This window comes from Altererythrobacter ishigakiensis (genome assembly GCF_001663155.1).
GTDB classification, from domain to species: domain Bacteria; phylum Pseudomonadota; class Alphaproteobacteria; order Sphingomonadales; family Sphingomonadaceae; genus Erythrobacter; species Erythrobacter ishigakiensis.
Map to the genome: position 1 here is coordinate 2,348,738 of NZ_CP015963.1, position 20,083 is coordinate 2,368,820.

A 20,083-nucleotide genomic window follows, 5' to 3' on the forward strand; every position below is an offset into this window, starting at 1 on the left:
GCGGCAATTGGTGCCACATCATCCGTGCTCTAATCCTTTGTCTTCTCCGCAAGTTCCGCCGCCCGCCCGCGAATTCGTGTAAGCAGGGAACGGAATTGCCGTTGCTCGGCTGCATCGAAATCGGAAAACAGGTCGCGTTCGGTAGCAAGCGCCAGCGGCATCACTTCCTCGTGAATCGCCCAGCCCTCACCCGTCAGCTGCAGGAAATGCGAACGCCCGTCATCCTTGTTTGGTGCGCGAGCGATCAGGCCGCGATCCTCTAGAACTTTGCATGCGCGATTCACGGCAACCTTGTCCATCAGCGTCGCTTCCGTGAGCGATCTTTGGGTCAAGGCGGCACCGCGCGCCTGGGCGTCACCCAATACTGCTATCACGCGCCATTCCGGAATTTTGAGCGCGAAACGTTTGTGATAACGTTCCGCGATCAAACTGCTAACCGCGTTTGAGGCAATTGAAAGCTGGTAAGGTAAAAAGCTTTCCAACTGCCCTGTCGGCAGCTCATCATCAAGGTGTTCAGCCATCAGGTCAGTCATCATTGCTTGCTGTCATCACTATGGTTTCTCATGAAACGATAGCTGGATGCAAGACCCGCGCGAGCGGGCAACCGAAGTTTCTTCAACGATACTCCACCTTATCCCACCAGGGATAAAAATCCGGCATGTCTTCGCTGACTTTCGCAGGATAACGCGGCGCGCGCTTTTCAAGGAAGCTGGCAATACCCTCCTTGGCATCCGCACCGCGGGACAGGCGATAGATGGCTCGGCTATCGATCCTGTGCGCATCCATAGGATGATCACCACTTGGCAAACGCCACATCATTGCGCGTGTCATCGCGACTGAAACAGCCGAAGTGTTATCTGCAATTTCGCGCGCCAGCCCTTGTGCTGCGTCCATTAATTCATTTTGCGAATGAATAGACCGAATCAATCCGCCATTATGCGCCTCAGCCGCATCAAAAACGCGCCCGGTGTAGCACCACTCCAGCGCCTGACTGATACCGACGATCTTCGGCAGGAACCAGCTGGAGCACGCTTCAGGCACAATTCCGCGCCGCGCAAACACGAACCCGTATCGTGCATTGTCACTGGCGAGCCGGATATCCATCGCCAGCTGCATGGTGGCGCCAACGCCCACTGCAACACCGTTACACGCCGAGATTAGGGGCTTCTTGCTTTCAAACAAGCGCAGTGTCAGCAGCCCGCCGCCATCACGCACTTTGGGATCCGAAAGATCCTCAACTTCCGACGGATCGGAGAACACGTGCCCTCCGCCTTCCGGTGTCAGATCGGCGCCAGCGCAAAACGCGCGATCACCGCTACCTGTAAAGATCACCGCGCGCACGCTGTCGTCGGCATCGATGTCGTCCATCGCGGCCATGATCTCTTCGCCCATGATGCGCGTGTAGGCGTTCATCTTTTCCGGGCGGTTGAGCGTGATTGTGGCGACGCCATCAGCCTTGTCGACCAGTATCTGTGTGTAGTCCGTCATGAGTCTGTCTCTCCGTCAAATCCTACAGCATGGAACACTGTCCTGCGGCAAGAAAACCCCGCCAGCGTTCTGCCGTCTTCTGATGCTAGACAATGGAAGGTTTGGTCGCGCAATGTCACGAGCAAAAGCGATAGGGGAACTAAACTGAAGCAAGCATGATCGATTGTCCGCTATCGATCCGGGTTCAGACAATCCATAACAAATCACCGCCCGCACCACGGTGGGCACGGACGGCGATAATTTTTCAGAATTCTGCGGTGATGCTTAGCGCGGAGCCATACGGATCGCGCCGTCGAGGCGCACGTCTTCACCGTTGAAATAGCCGGTTTCGATCATGCACATCGCCAGCTTGGCATACTCCTCAGGCTGACCCAGTCGCTTGGGGAACGGAACGCTGGCAGCAAGCGCGTCCTTCACATTCTGAGGTGCAGCCTGCAGCAGCGGCGTGTCGAAGATGCCCGGAAGGATCGTGTTTACACGAATGCCTTCATTCATCAGGTCGCGGGCAATCGGCAAAGTCATACCGACAACACCACCCTTTGATGCCGAATAGGCCGCCTGACCGATCTGTCCGTCTTCAGCGGCCACAGATGCGGTGTTCACAATCGCACCGCGATCACCGTTCTCGCTGAGCGGATCCAGCGTGAGCATGCCAGCAGCCGACTTTGCGATGCAGCGGAAAGTGCCGATCAGGTTTACCTGGATCACAAAATCGAAAGCCGAGATCGGGAAATGCTTGATGCTACCGTCTTCCTTGCTGCGGCTGGCGGTCTTGATCGCATTGCCGATGCCCGCGCAGTTCACCAGGATACGTTCCTGCCCGTGCGCTTCGCGCGCCTTGGCAAAGCCTGCGTCCACATCATCATCGCTGGTCACATTGACCTTGCAGAACACGCCGCCAATTTCGGCGGCCATGGCCTCGCCCTTCTCTTCATTCATGTCGAAGATCGCGACCTTGGCACCCTTCGCGGCCAATGCGCGAGCCGTCGCTGCGCCCAGTCCAGACGCACCGCCAGTTACGACTGCAGGGGTATTTGCACTGACTTTCATCAGAAATTCCTCTCAAATATTAGGGGGTTAGAGCGATTCAACGATAGTGACATTGGCGACGCCGCCGCCTTCGCACATCGTTTGCAAGCCATACTTCTTGCCGTGGCGCTTAAGCGCATGAACAAGTGTTGCCATCAGCTTCGTACCTGATGCGCCAAGCGGGTGACCAAGCGCGATCGCGCCGCCGTGAACGTTCAGCTTCTCAGGGTCTGCACCGGTATGCTTCAGCCAGGCCATCGGCACCGGAGCAAAGGCTTCGTTGACTTCGTAAAGATCGATATCCTCGATCTTCATACCCGCCCGTTCCAGCGCACGGTCAGTCGCGAACAATGGCTCTTCCAACATGATCACAGGATCGCCCGCGGTCACAGTCAGATTGTGAATGCGCGCCAGCGGAGTGAGCCCATGCGCTTTCAAAGCCTCTTCGCTCACAACCAGAACGGCAGATGATCCGTCACAGATCTGGCTGGCTGACGCAGCGGTCACACGACCATCGGGCGCGAGCAGCTTCACACCTGCGATACCTTCCAGCGTCGCATCAAAGCGGATGCCTTCATCAACCGTGTGCATCTCTTCGCCTTCAGGCGTTTCGATTCTTATCGGCACAATTTCGCTATCGAACGCACCCGCCTCTGTCGCGGCAATCGCCTTTTTATGGCTTTCAAGGCTGAACTGGTCGAGCATGTCCTTCGAGAAGTCATGCTTCTTCGCGATCATCTCTGCGCCCATGAACTGGCTAAACTGAACGCCGGGATACTTCTCTTCCAGTCCCGGCGATTTGTAGTGGCCCAGCCCTTCTTTCATGTGGAAGGTGGCGTTGGTGCCCATTGGCACGCGGGTCATACTTTCAACACCGCTCGCGATCACGACATCCTGCGTGCCGCTCATCACCGCTTGAGCCGCGAACTGGATCGCCTGCTGTGATGAACCGCACTGACGATCAATCGTCACGGCAGGAGTCGATTGAGGTAGCTTCTTCGACGCAAGAACACCCATGCGTCCAACCTGCATCGCTTGCTCGCCAGCTTGGCTAACGCAGCCTGTCACGACATCATCCACCGCCTTTGGGTCAATCCCGCTGCGCTCAACAATTGCATCGAGCGAACTCGCCAGCAAATCGACAGGGTGAACACCGGCAAGGCGGCCTCCCCTACGTCCACCGGCAGTGCGCACGGCGTCTACAATATAAGCTGTCGGCATTGGGGATCTCCTCTCTCTGTTTCGCATTTGCGAATTACCAATCGGGTTAGGCAGACATTACGTTTACGTCAACTGCGATAACGTCAGACTTGGCAGTATTGCGCTGCGGTGCAATGGACGGTTCGCAATGGTCATGAACACCCCCGATATGGATAGGCTCGCTGCCGCTGCTGATCGTTGGCGCCGCGCAGGAAAACTGAGCAAGGCATGTGCGGAATTCGAACGAATTCTTGAAGACAACTCCACGCATCCCATGGCGCTTCGTGGCCGCGCACGCATTGCTTTGGCACGCGGAGAGAATGACGCGCTTGCCTGGTTCGATCGCGCGTTGAGAAGCGATCCGGGAAATGGTGACTTGTGGCTTGGCAAGGCCCAAGCGCTTGACGTCAGCGGAGATATTGAAGGTGCGCTGGCCATCGCACATCAGCTGGTTGACCAGGCTCCGGGCTGGATCGAAGGTCTGCGTTTTTTGGCACAATTGCGTGTTGCGCGCGGCGATAGCGATTTTTCCGGCCACTATGCTTCTGCTGCGCGCAAGGCGCCGCGCGACCCCAACATCTTATATGACTGGATAAACCAGTTGGCTGCGCTGGATCACTTCGCGGATGCAGCTGAGGTAGCTGGACAAGCCGCGAAAGCATTCCCAAACGAAGCAGTATTCGGCTTGATGCACGCGTCGAACGCAAGCGCATCGGGCGAGCTGAGCATTGCCGATCAGATATTCGCGGGTTTGACACTCGACACTGCCGAACGGCAGCGCAACGAGGCACGCCACCGAATTCGGCGAGGTGAATTCGATCTCTCTGAGGATCTGTTGGTCAACGCGTTGGCGGCAGATGGGAGTGATATCGCCGCGTGGGCGCTGCAGGGGTTGGTCTGGCGTGCGACAGACAAGGCAAGATCCGATTGGCTGCATGACCAGGACGGCTTTGTATCACGGATTGAACTGAGAGATGAAGCCGGAGCACTCGATACGGCTTTACCGCTATTGCATGAGCTCCACGACGCCGCATCTATGCCAATCGGTCAATCTCTGCGGGGAGGGACGCAAACACGGGGTAATCTGTTTGATCGGTTGGAGCCCGATTTCAGTGCACTCAAGCATGCGATCGAAGCGACATTAGAAGACTATCAAGCTGCCCTGCCGCCTTATGACAAAAGCCACCCCTTGCTTTGCAATCGGGATACGCAATGGCAGATCGCAGGTTCGTGGTCAGTTCGCCTTTCCGGAGGCGGAGATCATCACAAGTCTCACATCCACCCTGCTGGCGTCATCAGTTCCGCCCTTTATGTAGATGTCCCGGCCCAGTTGTCTGGAGACGACGAGCAAGCAGGCTGGTTGGAGATTGGACGCCCGCCGGATGATCTGATGCTGGACATGGGCCCACTCGCAACCATTGAGCCAAAGGCAGGTTATCTCGCACTTTTCCCAAGTACGCTTTATCATGGCACGCGACCATTCCGGTCGGGCCGGCGCATGTCGGTGGCCTTCGACGCTGTCTCAGTGAACTGAGCTGAAAAGCAAAAGGCCCGCCTCCTCACGGAGACGGGCCCTTCATCCAGGCGACTTGCACCTAATTCCTAGAGACCATCGGGTCCACAGTCATTACGATAGAAGTCGAGCATTTTTGTGTAGAGCTGCTCTTGGTGGCTATACATTTGAGTGTTGCCGAAGTGATCAGCGCCATCAATGGTCATGAACTGTGCATCCTTGCCAGCCCCTTCAATCGCCTTCTTATAGTCCTCGAAGTGATAATACATCACTCGGCGATCCTGCTTGTGGTGAACCATCAGCAGCGGGATGCTGACCTTATCAACCTCGTCGATTGGGTTGATGCCAACCAGGCCGCCACGCGCCTTCGACCAGTCATCGAGAGCCTTGTAGCGGGTGTCACGCCGACCGTAGTACTGCTTCTCAGCATCAGCCACGGCCGCGACCGCGATTGAACACTGATAGAGTCCGCTCTTGTTGGCTGCAGCATACAGAGCAGCCTGGCCGCCGTACGACCAACCAAAGAAGGCAATGCGATCCGGGTCAGCCCAGCCCGCTTCGATCAGCGCCTTAACGCCGTCGTCCTTGTCATTCTGCATCGCAAGGCCGTGCTGGCCATACCCCGCATCAAAGTGGCGTTGCCCCCAACCAGTTGAGATGCGGTTTTCCGGGTGGAATACCATGTAGCCGTTATCGGCAAGCATCTGGCTCATCTCGTCGTAACCGACCAAGCCGTTCACGTGCGGTCCGCCAAGGTGATAGACAATGGTAGGGAACGGGCCTTCGCCCTTGGGCTTGGTTACATAGCCCGGGATCATCAAACCATCGCGTGATGGATACCGAATGAATTCCACATCATGCAGCTGCTCGGGGTTAACCAGAGGGTTGCGGCTGCCCAGCTTGGCGATTCCGGCTTCGGTGATCAGGTAGAATGAACCTGGATCACGTGGGCCAGTGTTGCGCACGATCATTCGCTTGCCATCGCGAGAACGGCTAGAGATCGCCAACTGATGCGCGTAAGGAATTTGCTGCTCTAAAGCTTCATGAAGCGCCTTTTCCTCTTCGTCGAACCAATGCACTTCATAACGCCAGTCCGGGTAAACGGCTCCAACCAGCTTGTCGTCGCCGGGCATCGAACTGGTCCGGATACTCATTACATCAGCGTTCTCAGGCTGGAAGAGCTTCTTGCCAAACTGACCAGTGGTGAAATCAAATTCCCACAGTGCTGCTTTGTCTTCGCCGCGGTTATCAATGATGTAGCCGATATTAGGATTGTCTGGATCAAATCCTGCCAAACCCATGAACCCACTCAGAACACGATAAAGGTTCTCGTGCTCGTCAAGGTCATAGCGTTCACCAAATTCCTTCCAGCTGCTGTCACCTGGAAGACGATAGTAATTAACGATCTCATGCGTGCCCGGATCAACAGACTGAGTGTAGCGCGGGTTGCCTTTGTTATCGAAGGTCGCGTTCGGGTATTTCTCGCTGCCCTTCATGACCAGCGAGCGGGTGCCAGTGTTCAGGTTGAACCGATAATACGCCTGTGGGCGGAAAGCAGAAAATGGATCAACTCCCAAACCATCCGAAACCGCACGACCCTCAGAAATCATGATCGTGTCAGGTTCATCAGGCAAAAGCGTTTCAATGCCGAAATTCCCGTCGATATTGTTGAATTTGTTCTCTTCGAGATTGTACGCAAAGCTCTTGTAGTCACGTACATCTGCTTCTGGACGGGGAACACGTGTACGGTTCACCTGCCAAGCGGTACCGAAGATGTGGTTGTCGGTAACCCATTGGGCGCTGATGATTTCCATCGGGTCAGCGTTTAGCCGACGAAATGGGGAAGAATCGCCTGCCAGCAGCTGATCAGTCTTGTAGATCTCAAGCAGATAATCACCCTCGCGGCTCTCCGTCTTGTGGACAAGGATGTGCTTCCCATCCGGAGAGATCTGTACCGCATTCACGACATTGCGAAGCGCCCAGACTTCGACCGGGATCGTACTGGTACTTGCTTCGGCTTGCGCCTTCGCGGGGGCAGTTTCGGCAGTTGGCGAAAACATCAACGCAAGCGCACCAACCGCGCCCGCAACCAAGGGGGTTTTAAATCGCATCTAACAACTCTCTCAAAACGAAAACTAGACCTCGAGTAGCATAAAAAGAAATGGGCCCCGCCACAAGAGTGACGGAGCCCATTTTCTTAAAACTTTGAATCTGAATGCTATCAGAATTCGTAGCTGATCGAAGCGAAGATTTCACGGCCATCATAATCGTAACCGTTACCGATTGCGACGTTATTGACAGCAAATACTTCGTTGTCGTCAACCAATGGTGGACGGGTGTTGAAGATATTGTCGACACCGACCAACAGGCTCCACTTGTCCGTTGTATAACGGACCGAAGCCGTGTGGAGGAACTGCTCCTTAGCGAAACCTACGTCACGGCAGTAGTTGCCATCACCAGCTACACGTCCATCCGGAACACCGCCCGTACGCGAGCCACCGCCAAGGCAGGTATCACTGAAGAAGCCAGTGAATTCGCCAGCAGCATTGTAACCGAATGCATCGGAAAACTCGTCAATACCGTCGGCATCCTGCTCGACACGACCAGTGTAACGGATCTGATAGCTGACCCGGAAATCACTGACATCTGCCGTGAAGATCGCGCGGCCAGTCCACTTCGGAAGCCCGAACTCACCTGCGTCATCATCAAATGACGGATCGCCGTTATCATCGATAAAGAGCGAGCTGCGCTCCATCAGATGGTTCGCACGGATGTTCAATCCAAGATCGATGTTTTCACCAAAGAGCATAACGTCTTTGCCAAAGTCCGCGTTGAAATCGATACCGCGAACGCTTTCCGAGTTCAGGTTAAGGAAGCCAGCAAACACGTCCGAAATCAGGAAGCGCGAGCTCGGTGCCGTATCGTAAGAGATACGGTCACAGAATGCACTGCGCTGACCATCGTCGCGAGTGAAACAGTCGTTAACAATGAACTGAGCGCTTGGTTCGATGATCGAGTCTTTCAACTTGATATCGAAGTAAGTCGCACCCAACGAAACATTCCAGCCATCGCCAAAAGTTTCTTCGAACGAGAAGCCCGCTGTAATCGAACGCGAGGTTTCCGGATCGATGTCGAGGCTACCGCCAGAGGTGATTTCAACACTCGGGGTCTGCAAAGTATTCAGGCCCTGATTGTCGATACCGACCGTAGTTGGATCGCGTCCCTCACGAAGACAGTTGTCGATGATCGTTTGGTCACGAGTATCCAATGTAGGATCATAACCACCCCCTGCCGAGTTAAACGCCGCATTTGGAACCGCACAAGGGTCAAATACGCCGTTAAAACCAGATAGCCCCGCAAGGAAGTTCTCGCGCAGGTTCGGCGCACGGAACGATGTACCGTAGGTCATCCGCAGGAGCAGCGGGCTAACCGGACGCCAACCCGCCTTGATCGAGTAGGTGTAGTTAGTACCGTAGAATTCTTCATCTGTAAGGCGACCAGCGACTTCAAGGTTCAACTCTTCGACCATCGGCTTTGCCGCGATCAAAGGAATATTGAGCTCACCGTAAAGTTCTCGGATCACCTTACTGCCCGAAGCACCTTCATCGGCGAAGAAGCCAAAGAACAGGCCGTTCGAAGCTTGCGGCGTCGGGTCGGTATCAATCCGGTCCTTACGCCATTCAGCACCAAACACGGCACCGACTGGGCCTGCTGGTAGTTCGATCAAATCGCCAGTGACAAACGCCGAAAACAGCATTTGCTCGTATGTTGTGTCTACACGACGCTGGTCAAACAGGTAGTTGCGCTCCGCTGCCGAGGCGAAATCGCCGACGGCGCCTGTCAGCACACTAGGCGCGAAAAGGTTTACCGGGACACAGCCAGCGGTCAAATCCGGCATAGCTGCATCCGGGTTTGCGAGCCCGCCCGTGTTACATTCACCGATCCACTGAGGATCGCCGAATGCACCAAATACGTCGAGACCATTGTCATAATCGTCAGCAATGCCATCGCCATTGTTATCGATTACGCCATCGCCGTCGAAGTCAGCCGTTGGGTCGAGACCAAGGGCAAAGGCCAGACGGTCTTCACGAATACCGTTACGGATCGAGGAGCCTTCCGAACGCGAGTAGACGCCCGAAACTTCCCAGGTCCAACTCGAACCAAGAGCCGGCAAATCACCCTTGATACCCAAGACACCACGGTATTGCTCCTGATCGACGATCGAGTCATTGCGGTCACCGCGAATAGCAGCGATCGGAACGGTAGGCAGCGCAAAACCGGTGGAAAGTGCAGCGCCTGTTCCAGAAATACCCAAAGACTCGTTATCAACCGCGCGGCAGTCAACGCCGTTCGGGTTGGTCAAAAAGTTACAAGGGTTGAACTGGTTAAGGTCAGGCACGCTCGGGAAGATCTGAGCGATGAACTGAGTGTCGGCGCGGATTTCCGCACGCGAATAGTTCGCCTCGAAGAACGGCGTAATATTACCGGCACCGGGGAAAGTATATTCGCCGAACGCCATGACGTTATAGAGCTTCTGCTCCGACTGGAACATAATCTCAGGAAGTGCGCCGGTGTTTACGTTCTGGAAATCAACGTCTCGGATTCCGTCCCCATCGGAGTCTAGGTCAACACCGAAAGCATTGGTCGATTCGCCAAAGAGGAAAGGACGACCGGTGCGCGGATCCAGAGGGAAGTTAGCGATGTTGCCATTGGCCGGGAAGTACACCGAACCAAAACGTGCAAATGGCTGGAAGATGCGGCCTGAAATGCCGTCAATCTTACATTCGCTCTCAGCGACAGAAACGCCCGGAGTACGAGCCTGAACAACCGCATTATCACGCACACCTAGGCGATAGAGGTTGCCGTCCTCATCAACTTCCAAGTTGGTATTACAGCCATTAAAGAAGTCGCGGTCACGCAGTCTGATCGCGTCGCGGTAGTCATACTCAGCGCCGATCCCAAAGAAACCACGGTCAGTGTTAATGCCGTACGCCGCACTGATAGTGTAATCTTCCCCAGCTCCCTGTGGGTTGATTTCACCGCGAGCAAACAACTCAAGACCGTCAAAGTCTTTACGCAGGATGATGTTACCAACGCCAGCAACCGCGTCTGAACCGTACACCGACGATGCACCATCGAGCAGCAAGTCATACCGCTCTACCAGCGAGCCCGGGATCAGGTTGATCGACGGGTTCGTCGGCGCGCCTTCAACACCAGCCGGTGCAAGACGGCGTCCGTTCACGAGCAGCAACGTACGGTCAGCACCCAGACCACGCAGGTTCAGCGTCTGCGAGCCCGGACCGTTGTCCAGAACAAAACCGCCAAAAGTAGCATCGATCTGCGTACCGGCAGCCGATTCGTCACGCTGCAGGATCTGAGAAGGATCGAACAGGCCGACGTTATTTGACTGCTCCGTGTTCAGAACCTGAATCGGGGAAATGCTGGTGTAGGTATCACGGCGGATACGCGAACCTGTAACGACGATGCCGCCTTGCGGCGCTTGCGCTGTCTCACCCTCTTCGGTGACATCAACGCTTTCCTCTTCTTGCGCTTCTTCACCGTCTGCATCCTGCGCTTGAGCAGGACCAGCGATTGCAAAGGCAATAGCCGAGGCTGAGAAGGCAAGGGCCTTCACCGAATTACTTTGGAACTTTTTCATGTTTACTCCAGTCGCGACAACTGGAACCGCCCCTATCAGACAGGGACCAAACAAATCGCTCTCACGATTCCTCTTTGCTCAGTCCCCTATAATCCCACAGGCACGGCCCCTTAGGATGCGGAACTAATGCGTTAGCCCTCGCGCGATGTCAAAGCATCAGATCAAATTTTGCAGGATTGTTGCGTGAATCCCACATCGACGCATTTGTGAAATTTGCCGATCTTATATCACCAATCAGACGTAATTTTATTACTCAAAATATCATTTCAATGACATTTTGAGCTCACCGTCACCTTCGTCGATGGTGACAACGCTGCCGTCAGGCACTTTTCCTTCCAGAATCATCTCGGCCAACGGGTCCTGCAGATAGCGCTGCACAGCTCGTTTCAACGGTCTTGCCCCATATACTGGATCATAGCCCACTCTACCCAACCAGCGAAGCGCAGCATCGCTCAGGTCCAGCTCGATCTTGCGGTCCTTGAGCAGTTTACCCACGCGCTTGACCTGAATCTCAACAATCGGCGCCATATGTTCAGCTGCCAGGCGATGGAACAGTATGATCTCATCCAGACGGTTGAGGAACTCTGGGCGGAAATGATTACGCACGACGTCCATCACATCCTTTTCGACATCGGCCACTTTGCCGTCATCAGGCAAGTTGGAAAGGTATTGGCTGCCTAGATTCGATGTCAGGATGATGAGCGTGTTCGAAAAGTCCACCACACGCCCCTGTCCGTCTGTCAACCGGCCATCATCAAGTACCTGCAGCAGCACGTTGAAGACATCGCTGTGAGCCTTCTCGACCTCGTCGAACAGCACAACCTGATATGGGCGTCGGCGGACCGCTTCGGTCAGCACCCCACCTTCATCGTAACCGACATAGCCCGGAGGTGCGCCAATCAGCCGCGCGACCGAGTGCTTCTCCATAAATTCGCTCATGTCGATGCGGACCATCGCCTGATCATCATCGAAAAGGAATTCTGCGAGTGCTTTCGTGAGTTCGGTTTTGCCGACCCCTGTAGGACCAAGGAACAGGAAGCTGCCCAATGGACGGTTCGGGTCTTGCAAGCCGGCGCGCGCACGGCGCACCGCTTTGGACACGGCCTCGATTGCTTGCGACTGGCCAATCACGCGCTTTCCAAGCAGCTCTTCCATCTGCAGCAGCTTTTCGCGTTCGCCTTCCATCATTTTGTCGATGGGAATACCGGTCCAGCGGCTGACGACGGAAGCGATATCCTCTTCCGTCACTTCTTCGCGCAACAGCGCGTTCTCGGCCTGCCCGCGCGCTTCCTCCAGTTGCTTCTCCAATTCGGGGATGCGCCCATAGGAAAGCTCTCCTGCTTTGGCCAAGTCGCCTTCTCGTTGTGCTTGCTCTAGTTCCAGCCGCGCCGAATCAAGCTGTTCCTTGATCCGGCTCTCTGCATGGATCTTGTCGCGTTCATTCTGCCAGCGGGTGGTGAGTTCCGAGCTTTCCTGTTCAAGGTTCGCAAGCTCTTCGCGCAGCGCGATCAGGCGATCCTTCGAGGCATCATCGCTCTCTTTAGCCAGCGCCGACTCTTCGATCTTCAGTTGGATGATACGTCGATCGAGATTCTCGATCTCTTCAGGCTTCGATTCCACTTCCATGCGGATGCGCGAAGCTGCCTCGTCCATCAGGTCGATCGCCTTGTCGGGCAGGAAACGGTTCTGGATGTAACGGTTCGAAAGCTGTGCCGCGGCAACCAGAGCGCTGTCTGTGATGTTCACGCCGTGGTGCAGCTCATATTTCTCTTTCAGCCCGCGCAGGATCGAGATCGTGTCTTCGACACTTGGCTCGTCAATGTAGACCGACTGGAAGCGGCGCTGCAGAGCAGGATCTTTTTCAACATACTTCTGATATTCATCAAGCGTAGTCGCACCAATGCAGTGCAGTTCACCGCGTGACAGGGCTGGCTTCAGCAGGTTCGATGCATCCATCGAACCTTCAGAGGCCCCTGCCCCGATCAGCGTGTGCATCTCGTCAATGAACAGGATGATCTGACCATCCGAGCCCTTCACCTCGTCTAGAACGGTCTTCAGGCGCTCTTCAAACTCGCCGCGATATTTCGCACCGGCGATCAGCGCGCCCATATCCAGGCTCATCAGCGTGCGGCCCTTCAGGCTGTCAGGCACATCACCATTCGCAATACGCAGCGCCAGCCCTTCGGCAATGGCAGTCTTACCGGTGCCGGGTTCGCCGATCAGCGCGGGGTTGTTTTTGGTCCGGCGAGCAAGGATCTGGATCGTGCGGCGGATCTCCTCATCGCGGCCGATCACGGGATCGAGCTTGCCGTCTCGCGCCGCTTGCGTCAGGTCGCGCGCAAATTTCTTCATCGCGTCATAGGCACTCTCGGCATTGGCGCTGTCCGCGGCCTTGCCTTTGCGCAATTCGTTGATGGAGTTCTCGAGCGCTTTTGGATCGAGACCGGCTTGCTTCAGCGCCTGACCTGCTTTGGTTGTTGTGGCAAGGGTCAACGCAGAAAGAAGGCGTTCGACCGTGACGTAGCTATCGCCAGATTTTTCTGAGATTTGCTCCGCTTGGTCGAGCACGCGAACAGCATCATTGTCCAGACCCGGTGTGGACTGCGCACCGCTTCCGGAAACGGCCGGGATCTTGCCTAGCTCCGTATCGATCTCAGTAATTGCCACACCAGGGTTGCCGCCTGCGCGCTGGATCAATCCAGCCGCCATGCCCTCTTCATCCTCGAGCAAAGCCTTCAGAAGATGCGACGGCGTGATCCGCTGATGATTCATGCGGATCGCGACTGTCTGGGCGCTTTGCAGGAAGCCCTTGGCGCGGTCTGTGAACTTTTCCAAATTCATTGATGATCCCTCATTGATTTACCGCCCTGATATAGTGTTGCTAATTTGCAACACAAGGCCCCGAGCCAAATTTACTTCAAAGGTGTGTTACCTGACTAGGTGGGTTTGGTAATCTGCTTTGCAAGCCCCTGACAAGTTCATGAATTTCGCGGCTTGACCTCCTGTGTTGTGATAGCGACTGTCAGATCAACTGTTTTGGTGAGAGAGAATCTATGATCTGGATCAAGCGCGGCGGCTGGACGCTGCTGGTATCACTGCTTGTCGCATTCATTGCGCTGGCGACGTGGGAACCGTTCTTCGCACAGCGCGGCGAAGCTCCGAAAGGCGAGCACACATATAGGGCCGAGATAATCCGCAGCGAGTATGGGGTGCCGCATATTTATGGGGCGACAGATCCAGACGTCGCCTTCGGAGTAGCAATTGCACAATCCGAAGATGATTTCTTCACCCTACAGGATGTTATCGCAATGTCGCGCGGCCGCTATGGCGCAATTGCGGGTGAAGATGGCGCGGCAGTCGATTTTGTCTATCACTTGCTCGATGCGCGTGGGACGGCTGAACGGCATTATGACAGCTTGCCCGAAGATACGCGGGCTCTTCTCGAGGCCTATGCAGCGGGCCTCAATCAATACGCAGCGGACAATCCGGATGAGCTCAAGCTGGCTAATCTGTTCCCTGTGAATGGCAAGGATATCGCGGCCGGTTTTGCGTTGCGCCAGCCGTTCTTCTTCGGGCTCAATAACGTCATTCAGCCGCTGGTTTCTGGAGAGCCACTACGTCGCGAATTCGGTCCCGATATTCCAGGCTTCCCCCGCGATGCAAACGGAGAAGTGATTGGGCCCGACTTCGATGGAGAGCCGGCAGACGCCGCTTACTACTCACCATTCGGCAAAAATGGCACACTCAATGGCTCAAACGCTTTCGCCGTCAGCCCGGAGAAAGCCGGCGGGCCAACTACGTTAATTTCGAACTCGCACCAGCCATTGACCGGCGGCGTTGCCTGGTATGAGATGACAGTCGAAAGCGAAGAGGGCTGGCATTTCACAGGCGCGAATTTCCCCGGCTCACCCTACCCCTTCCTTGGCCATAACCGTCACCTTGGCTGGACCAACACGGTCAATCGCCCGGATATGGTCGACGTGTTTGAGCTGGAGATGGATGAGAGCGGCACACGCTATATGCTTGATGGCGAGTGGCGCGATCTCGAAAGCAAGACGGTCACTTTACCCGTAAAGTTGGGTCCGATCGTTTTGCCCATCCGTCGCGAAGTACGCCGCAGCGCCCATGGACCGGTCATCATCAATGACGATGGCGCTTTCGCGATCCGCTATGGCGGGATAGACCGGATTGAACAGCTCGATGCCTATTATCGGCTGAACAAGACGACCACGTTGGAGGAATGGCAGGCTCAAATCGCGCGCATGGCTATACCCAGCACGAACTTCATTTACGCTGACGAAGCAGGCAACATTGCCTATGTCTACAATGCCGCCATCCCTGACCGTCCCGACGATGTGGAAGCCAACTGGCGCGGAGTGCTCCCGGGCAATCGCAGCGACCTGATCTGGGAAGGCGCAGTTGACTACGCAGAAATCCCCAAGCTCATCAATCCGTCTTCTGGCTGGCTTTATAACGCCAATAACGAGCCATATACGGCAGCAGGTGCCGACGACGACATAGATCCGGAAAGTATCTCGCCCATCCTTGGTGTCGAGCTAAAGCAGACCAACCGTTCACGCCGCGCATGGAAGCTGCTGAGCGAGGCAGACGTGCTCGATCGCGAAAACCTGAGGCGAATTAAGTACGACACCGCCTATGAACGTGAAGGCTATGTGGCGGAGCTTTGGGATGCGGTGGAGGCGCTCGATCCGGGCGCTGATGCCGAACTTGCCGAGGCGCGCGAATTGATGCTGAGCTGGGATTTCACGGCAGACAGCGAAGGCGCGGCTGACGCGCTCGCGCTGCTGATGATCCGCGACTTCATGTCGGCTGAGTATCAAAACAAAGAATATCCCGACGTGGAAGAAATGCTCCGGAAGGAGATCAACCATCTCAAGACGTATTTCGGAAGGATTGACCCGCCAATGTCAGAACTCCTGCGATTGCGACACGGGGAAGTCGATTTGCCGCTGGATGGCGGCTCTGACACCTTGCGCGCGTCAACCACGTGGCGGGTGGAGGACGATGGTCGTCTGAGACTCGTCCACGGTGACAGCTTCATCCAATGGGTCGAATGGCGCGCTGGAGAGCGCGTGCGCTCACAGTCGATTCAACCTTTCGGAGCAGCGATCAGCAGACTCGAGAGCCCACATCACACCGATCAGATGGAATTGTTCGTCAATCACCAACTAAAGCCGGTTCATTTCTGGCGCGAAGACGCGATTGCCAACGCATCACGCCGATATGTGGTTGAGTCTAACTGACACCCGTGTAAACAGTCACTCATGCCTCGCTCGGCGGCTTTGCCGGGCAAACAGTTTTTAGGAGAACCCCATGTCACTTTCAGGAAGCTACAATACCACCGTCAAGAGCCCGATGGGCGACCAGAGCGGTACCCTAACCGTGGTTGACAATGGTGATGGTACATTCAGCGGCAAGATGGCTGGCGCAATGGGCAGCATGGACGTCGAAGACGGCAAGGTCGATGGGAACACGCTTACCTGGAAGATGCAGATGACCGTGCCGATGCCGATGACGCTCGACTGCGAAGCGACCATCGAAGGCGGCACGCTGGCTGGCAACGTCAATGCCGGCGCTTTCGGCGCAATGCCGCTGACCGGCGAAAAAGCCGCTTAAGTCAGCTCACATACGAAAATCCTGAAGGCCGTCAGAGTTTGCGCTTTGGCGGCCTTTTTCGTTCGCACCATGGTATTTCCCCATAAAGGGTATTCGCTGCCGCACCTTGAGAAACAAGCCAATTACTGCTCTGTTAGAGAAACATAAGGCCGCATTGATTCAATTTTGGGAACTGGGAGAACCAAACGATGACGAGGAAATTCAAGAAACTGACGATGGGCGTTGCCTTAGGCGCACTGGTGGCCACACCGGTTATGGCTGAGAAGGCAAACCAGCTTGTCGATATCAACGGCATGCGGGGTAGCAGCGCCGAAGGTGCACTTCAGCAGCGTGGATTTGCCCATGTCTCAACCCACAAGAATTCGATGGGTTATGTGTACAGCTATTGGTGGGACGAACGCGACGATGACTGCGTTCAGGTGGAAGTCTATAACGGTAGGGTTGAGACGATCAGCGATGCAACTGATCAGGATTGCGGCCATCACAAAGGAAGTGCAGGTGCGGCCTTAGGAGCGGTTGCAGGGGCTGCCATCCTTGGGGCGCTTATAGGCCACAAGTCACACCATCGCGAAGGTCGGGACTACGACGAAACAAAGACGGCCGAGTTCGAGCGAGGATATCAGGACGGGCTGCACCATGCCCAGTACCACAACTACAACCGCGACGATGCCTACGCGCACGGATATGAAAGAGGTGCCGACGAACGTCAGGCCAACCTGAGCCATCACCATAGGCGCGGCGGCTATTCACGCATCGCTCAATTCAGGGATGTCGAAGGAATGCGCGGACCGCGTGCTCGCGATCTCCTGGCCGAGCGCGGCTTTACCCGTGTCAGCCGGTTTGGCGATGACAATACTCGATATTCGATCATGTGGCGCAGTGAATCTCGCCAATGCGTCCAACTGACCATTGCCGACGGACGTGTCTATGATGCGCGTGACATCGGTAATCACCCCGATTGTCGCGGCTGAGGAGGAACGGTTCGTGAGAAGATTTATCCCGCTAATCAGCGCGTGCTCCATAGCTTTGGCAGCATGTGGCAGCGGCGCCGATGGCGATTCGGCCGATAAAGCAACTTTTGTTGAGATCCCCGAGTCACTGGCGCCATTCGGTGATGGCTTCCCCAACACGGGGGATCCGTGCCGAAGACTTGGCGAAAGCGCTGCTACTTCTAACTTCCTTGATGACAGCGCGATTCTGGTCGGTTGTCCTTCCGAAGCCTCTGCAGAGGCATTGGGCGGAGAAGTCGTGGGAAATGTTGAAGGGGTCAGGCTGGTTTCGGTCGCGATGGGCGATGCGAACGCAGGCATGGGCGAAAACGGTCCGGTTGATAATACCGCTGACGCACTTGTCCCAGGCACCGAATACAATGCCACCGCCCCCATCCCGTGCGGATTTGGCGGCGCTGCTCCCAATCAAACGTGCGAAGCAGGTGTGATCCGTAACTGGGGCGGCGAAGCAGGTAGCGCGCTGGTCGAAGTCCAGAAGCCAGACGGCTTCAAGCGTGCGATCTTCTTCAATGGAACAGAGCCATTTGGCGCGGACAGCGCCGAAGCAGACGGCTCGGCTGGATGGGACTTTGAAACCTCCCGCGAGGGTGATCGGGTCACGATACAATTCGGACCGGAAAGCTATGTCATCGTTGATGCTTTGATCGAAGGCGGTTAATTTTAGGCGTCATGGATGACGAAGGACCGCTGGAGCTACCTCTCCGGCGGTCTTTTCTTATGTCTGCTGAAAAAAATGGGCGGCCCGATGATGGCCGCCCTTAGGATTGAAATAACTCAATACCTAAGCATTGAGCCTTTCGGGTCGCAGAAATACAGTTACATGCCCCAACAAACGGCGGCAAACCCATAGCAGACTATCTCTGTTTTTCAGCGAGATAGAGCAAGGCCGCAGGTTAATTCATATGGTTAACCGCAATTAACACGCCGAATCAGCCCGCAAAACTCACAGCCGTTTACCCAAGCTTGTCTTTCAGGATCTGGTTCACGACTGCCGGATTGGCTTTGCCCTGCATGGCCTTCATCGTCTGACCAACGAAGAAACCGAACAGCTTGTCCTTGCCGCCGCGGTATTCTTCAACCTTGTCGGCATTATTCGCCAAGATATCGTCAATCGCTGCTTCGATCGCACCAGTGTCTGAAACCTGTTTCAAGCCTTCGCTATCCGCGATCTCGTCCGGCTCGCGGCCCGTCTTCAAGACGATCTCGAATATCTCTTTCGCCTGACCGCCACTGATTTCGCCTGCGTCCTGCATCTTGAGGATCGCGGCCTGACGCGCAGCGGTGGCATGCTCGACATTCGCTTCATCACCCAGCGATTTGATCACGCCCGGCGCGACTGAAAGCGCCCAGTTGGCAACCGGCGTTGCGACTTTCTTCTCGTCTTTACCGATGGCCTTGGCCGTAGCTGCCAGCAGGGTTTCGAACCGTGCGAAAGTCTCAACCTCCGCGGTCAGCTCGCGCGCATTGTAAGGCGTAAGGCCCAGCTCGCTTTCATACCGCGCGCGCTTGGCGTCGGGCAATTCTGGCAACGATGCGCGGCATTCCTCGAGGAAGTCGTCTTCAAGTTCCAGCGGCAACAGGTCGGGATCAGGGAAGTAGCGGTAATCATGCGCGTCTTCCTTTGAGCGCATGCTGCGTGTCGTGCCGCTGGCGACATCGAACAGGCGCGTTTCCTGCACCACTGTGCCGCCGCTCTCGATCAGATCGACCTGGCGGTTCGCCTCATGTTCGATCACCTGCATCACGAAACGCACCGAGTTAACATTCTTCGTCTCAGTCCGCGTGCCGAATTCTTCGCCGGGCTTGCGCACAGAGACGTTCACGTCGGCGCGCATGCTGCCCTCTTCCATATTGCCGTCACAGCTGCCGACATAACGCAGGATGCTGCGCAGCTTGCGCACATAGGCGCCGGCCTCTGCTGGCGAGCGCATGTCTGGCTTGGACACAATTTCCATCAGAGCCACGCCGCAGCGGTTGAGATCGACGTAAGACATGGTCGGGTGCTGGTCATGCATCAGCTTGCCCGCATCCTGCTCCACATGGATGCGCTCGATCCCGATGATCTTCTCTTCAGGGATGCCGCCCTTCTCATCCGCGTCAAGCACGAGCTGACCCTCGCCCACGATGGGGTGAAAAAGCTGGCTGATCTGATAACCCTGCGGCAGATCGGCGTAGAAGTAGTTCTTGCGGTCGAACCGCGAATATTTGTTGATCTGCGCTTCGATCGCCATACCGGTGCGCACCGCCTGACGGATGCATTCGCGATTGGGCACAGGCAGCATGCCGGGCATCGCTGCATCAATCAGGCTCACTTGCGCATTCGGCTCCGCGCCGAATTCAGTAGAAGCTCCGCTGAACAGCTTAGCATTGCTGGTAACCTGCGCATGGACTTCAAGGCCAATTACGACCTCCCATTCTCCGGTGACGCCTTGGATACGGTATTCAGTCATCTTTTTTCGCCTGTGTATTCGACGTGTCAAAGCGCGCTTCGCCGTGCTCAACATTCTTGCTGAGCCAGAGAGCAAATAGGCCGAGGAGCACGAAGCA

General features: G+C 55.8%; 13 protein-coding genes. 5 read left to right on the plus strand and 8 right to left on the minus strand.

Features of this window, described 5'->3' with window-relative positions; all coding sequences use genetic code 11:
- Positions 1-29 precede the first annotated feature (29 nt).
- The 4 genes from A6F69_RS11315 to A6F69_RS11330 all read right to left on the minus strand — a co-directional run bounded on the left by A6F69_RS11315 (position 30) and on the right by A6F69_RS11330 (position 3,738).
- Entirely contained in the window at positions 30-536 is a 507-nt protein-coding gene (locus A6F69_RS11315; RefSeq protein WP_342669858.1) for a MarR family winged helix-turn-helix transcriptional regulator, read from the minus strand.
- Between the two features lie 79 nt (positions 537-615).
- The gene (locus tag A6F69_RS11320; protein ID WP_067601346.1) at positions 616-1,488 is read right to left on the minus strand and encodes a crotonase/enoyl-CoA hydratase family protein; all 873 of its coding nucleotides are present in this window, start codon (positions 1,486-1,488) and stop codon (positions 616-618) included.
- A 264-nt stretch (positions 1,489-1,752) separates the two neighbouring features.
- Complete coding sequence (locus A6F69_RS11325; protein ID WP_067601366.1) at positions 1,753-2,538, minus strand: SDR family NAD(P)-dependent oxidoreductase; 786 nt, start codon at positions 2,536-2,538, stop codon at positions 1,753-1,755.
- A gap of 27 nt (positions 2,539-2,565) precedes the next feature.
- Entirely contained in the window at positions 2,566-3,738 is a 1,173-nt protein-coding gene (locus A6F69_RS11330; RefSeq protein WP_067601368.1) for an acetyl-CoA C-acetyltransferase, read from the minus strand.
- 133 nt (positions 3,739-3,871) lie between these two features.
- On the opposite strand from A6F69_RS11330, the gene A6F69_RS11335 reads away from it, so the two are divergent.
- Positions 3,872-5,251, plus strand: coding sequence for a putative 2OG-Fe(II) oxygenase (locus tag A6F69_RS11335; protein ID WP_169816565.1), 1,380 nt, complete (start codon positions 3,872-3,874; stop codon positions 5,249-5,251).
- 68 nt (positions 5,252-5,319) lie between these two features.
- Here A6F69_RS11335 and A6F69_RS11340 read toward each other — a convergent pair whose 3' ends face one another.
- From A6F69_RS11340 to clpB, 3 genes are all read right to left on the minus strand, one after another.
- Positions 5,320-7,341: a S9 family peptidase gene (locus A6F69_RS11340; RefSeq protein ID WP_067601373.1), complete on the minus strand. Its 2,022-nt coding sequence runs from the start codon at positions 7,339-7,341 to the stop codon at positions 5,320-5,322.
- Between the two features lie 110 nt (positions 7,342-7,451).
- Positions 7,452-10,889, minus strand: coding sequence for a TonB-dependent receptor domain-containing protein (locus A6F69_RS11345; RefSeq protein ID WP_067601375.1), 3,438 nt, complete (start codon positions 10,887-10,889; stop codon positions 7,452-7,454).
- Between the two features lie 261 nt (positions 10,890-11,150).
- Positions 11,151-13,730, minus strand: a complete 2,580-nt coding sequence (clpB, locus tag A6F69_RS11350; protein ID WP_067601378.1) for an ATP-dependent chaperone ClpB — start codon at positions 13,728-13,730, stop codon at positions 11,151-11,153.
- A 212-nt stretch (positions 13,731-13,942) separates the two neighbouring features.
- Here clpB and A6F69_RS11355 point away from each other — a divergent pair, with 212 nt between their 5' ends.
- The 4 genes from A6F69_RS11355 (at position 13,943) to A6F69_RS11370 (ending at position 18,194) form a co-directional block, all read left to right on the plus strand.
- A complete protein-coding gene (locus A6F69_RS11355; protein ID WP_067601382.1) occupies positions 13,943-16,153 on the plus strand; it encodes an acylase in 2,211 nt (736 codons plus the stop codon).
- A 70-nt stretch (positions 16,154-16,223) separates the two neighbouring features.
- Positions 16,224-16,526 carry a hypothetical protein gene (locus A6F69_RS11360; RefSeq protein ID WP_067601384.1) on the plus strand — a complete coding sequence of 101 codons (303 nt, stop codon included), beginning with the start codon at positions 16,224-16,226 and terminating at the stop codon, positions 16,524-16,526.
- 188 nt (positions 16,527-16,714) lie between these two features.
- Positions 16,715-17,497 carry a hypothetical protein gene (locus tag A6F69_RS11365; protein WP_067601389.1) on the plus strand — a complete coding sequence of 261 codons (783 nt, stop codon included), beginning with the start codon at positions 16,715-16,717 and terminating at the stop codon, positions 17,495-17,497.
- Between the two features lie 13 nt (positions 17,498-17,510).
- Positions 17,511-18,194 (plus strand): hypothetical protein, encoded by a 684-nt coding sequence (locus A6F69_RS11370; RefSeq protein WP_245638241.1) that lies wholly within the window; start codon positions 17,511-17,513, stop codon positions 18,192-18,194.
- Between the two features lie 295 nt (positions 18,195-18,489).
- Here A6F69_RS11370 and gatB read toward each other — a convergent pair whose 3' ends face one another.
- Positions 18,490-19,986 (minus strand): Asp-tRNA(Asn)/Glu-tRNA(Gln) amidotransferase subunit GatB, encoded by a 1,497-nt coding sequence (gatB, locus tag A6F69_RS11375; RefSeq protein WP_067601393.1) that lies wholly within the window; start codon positions 19,984-19,986, stop codon positions 18,490-18,492.
- Between the last annotated feature and the right edge of the window lie 97 nt (positions 19,987-20,083).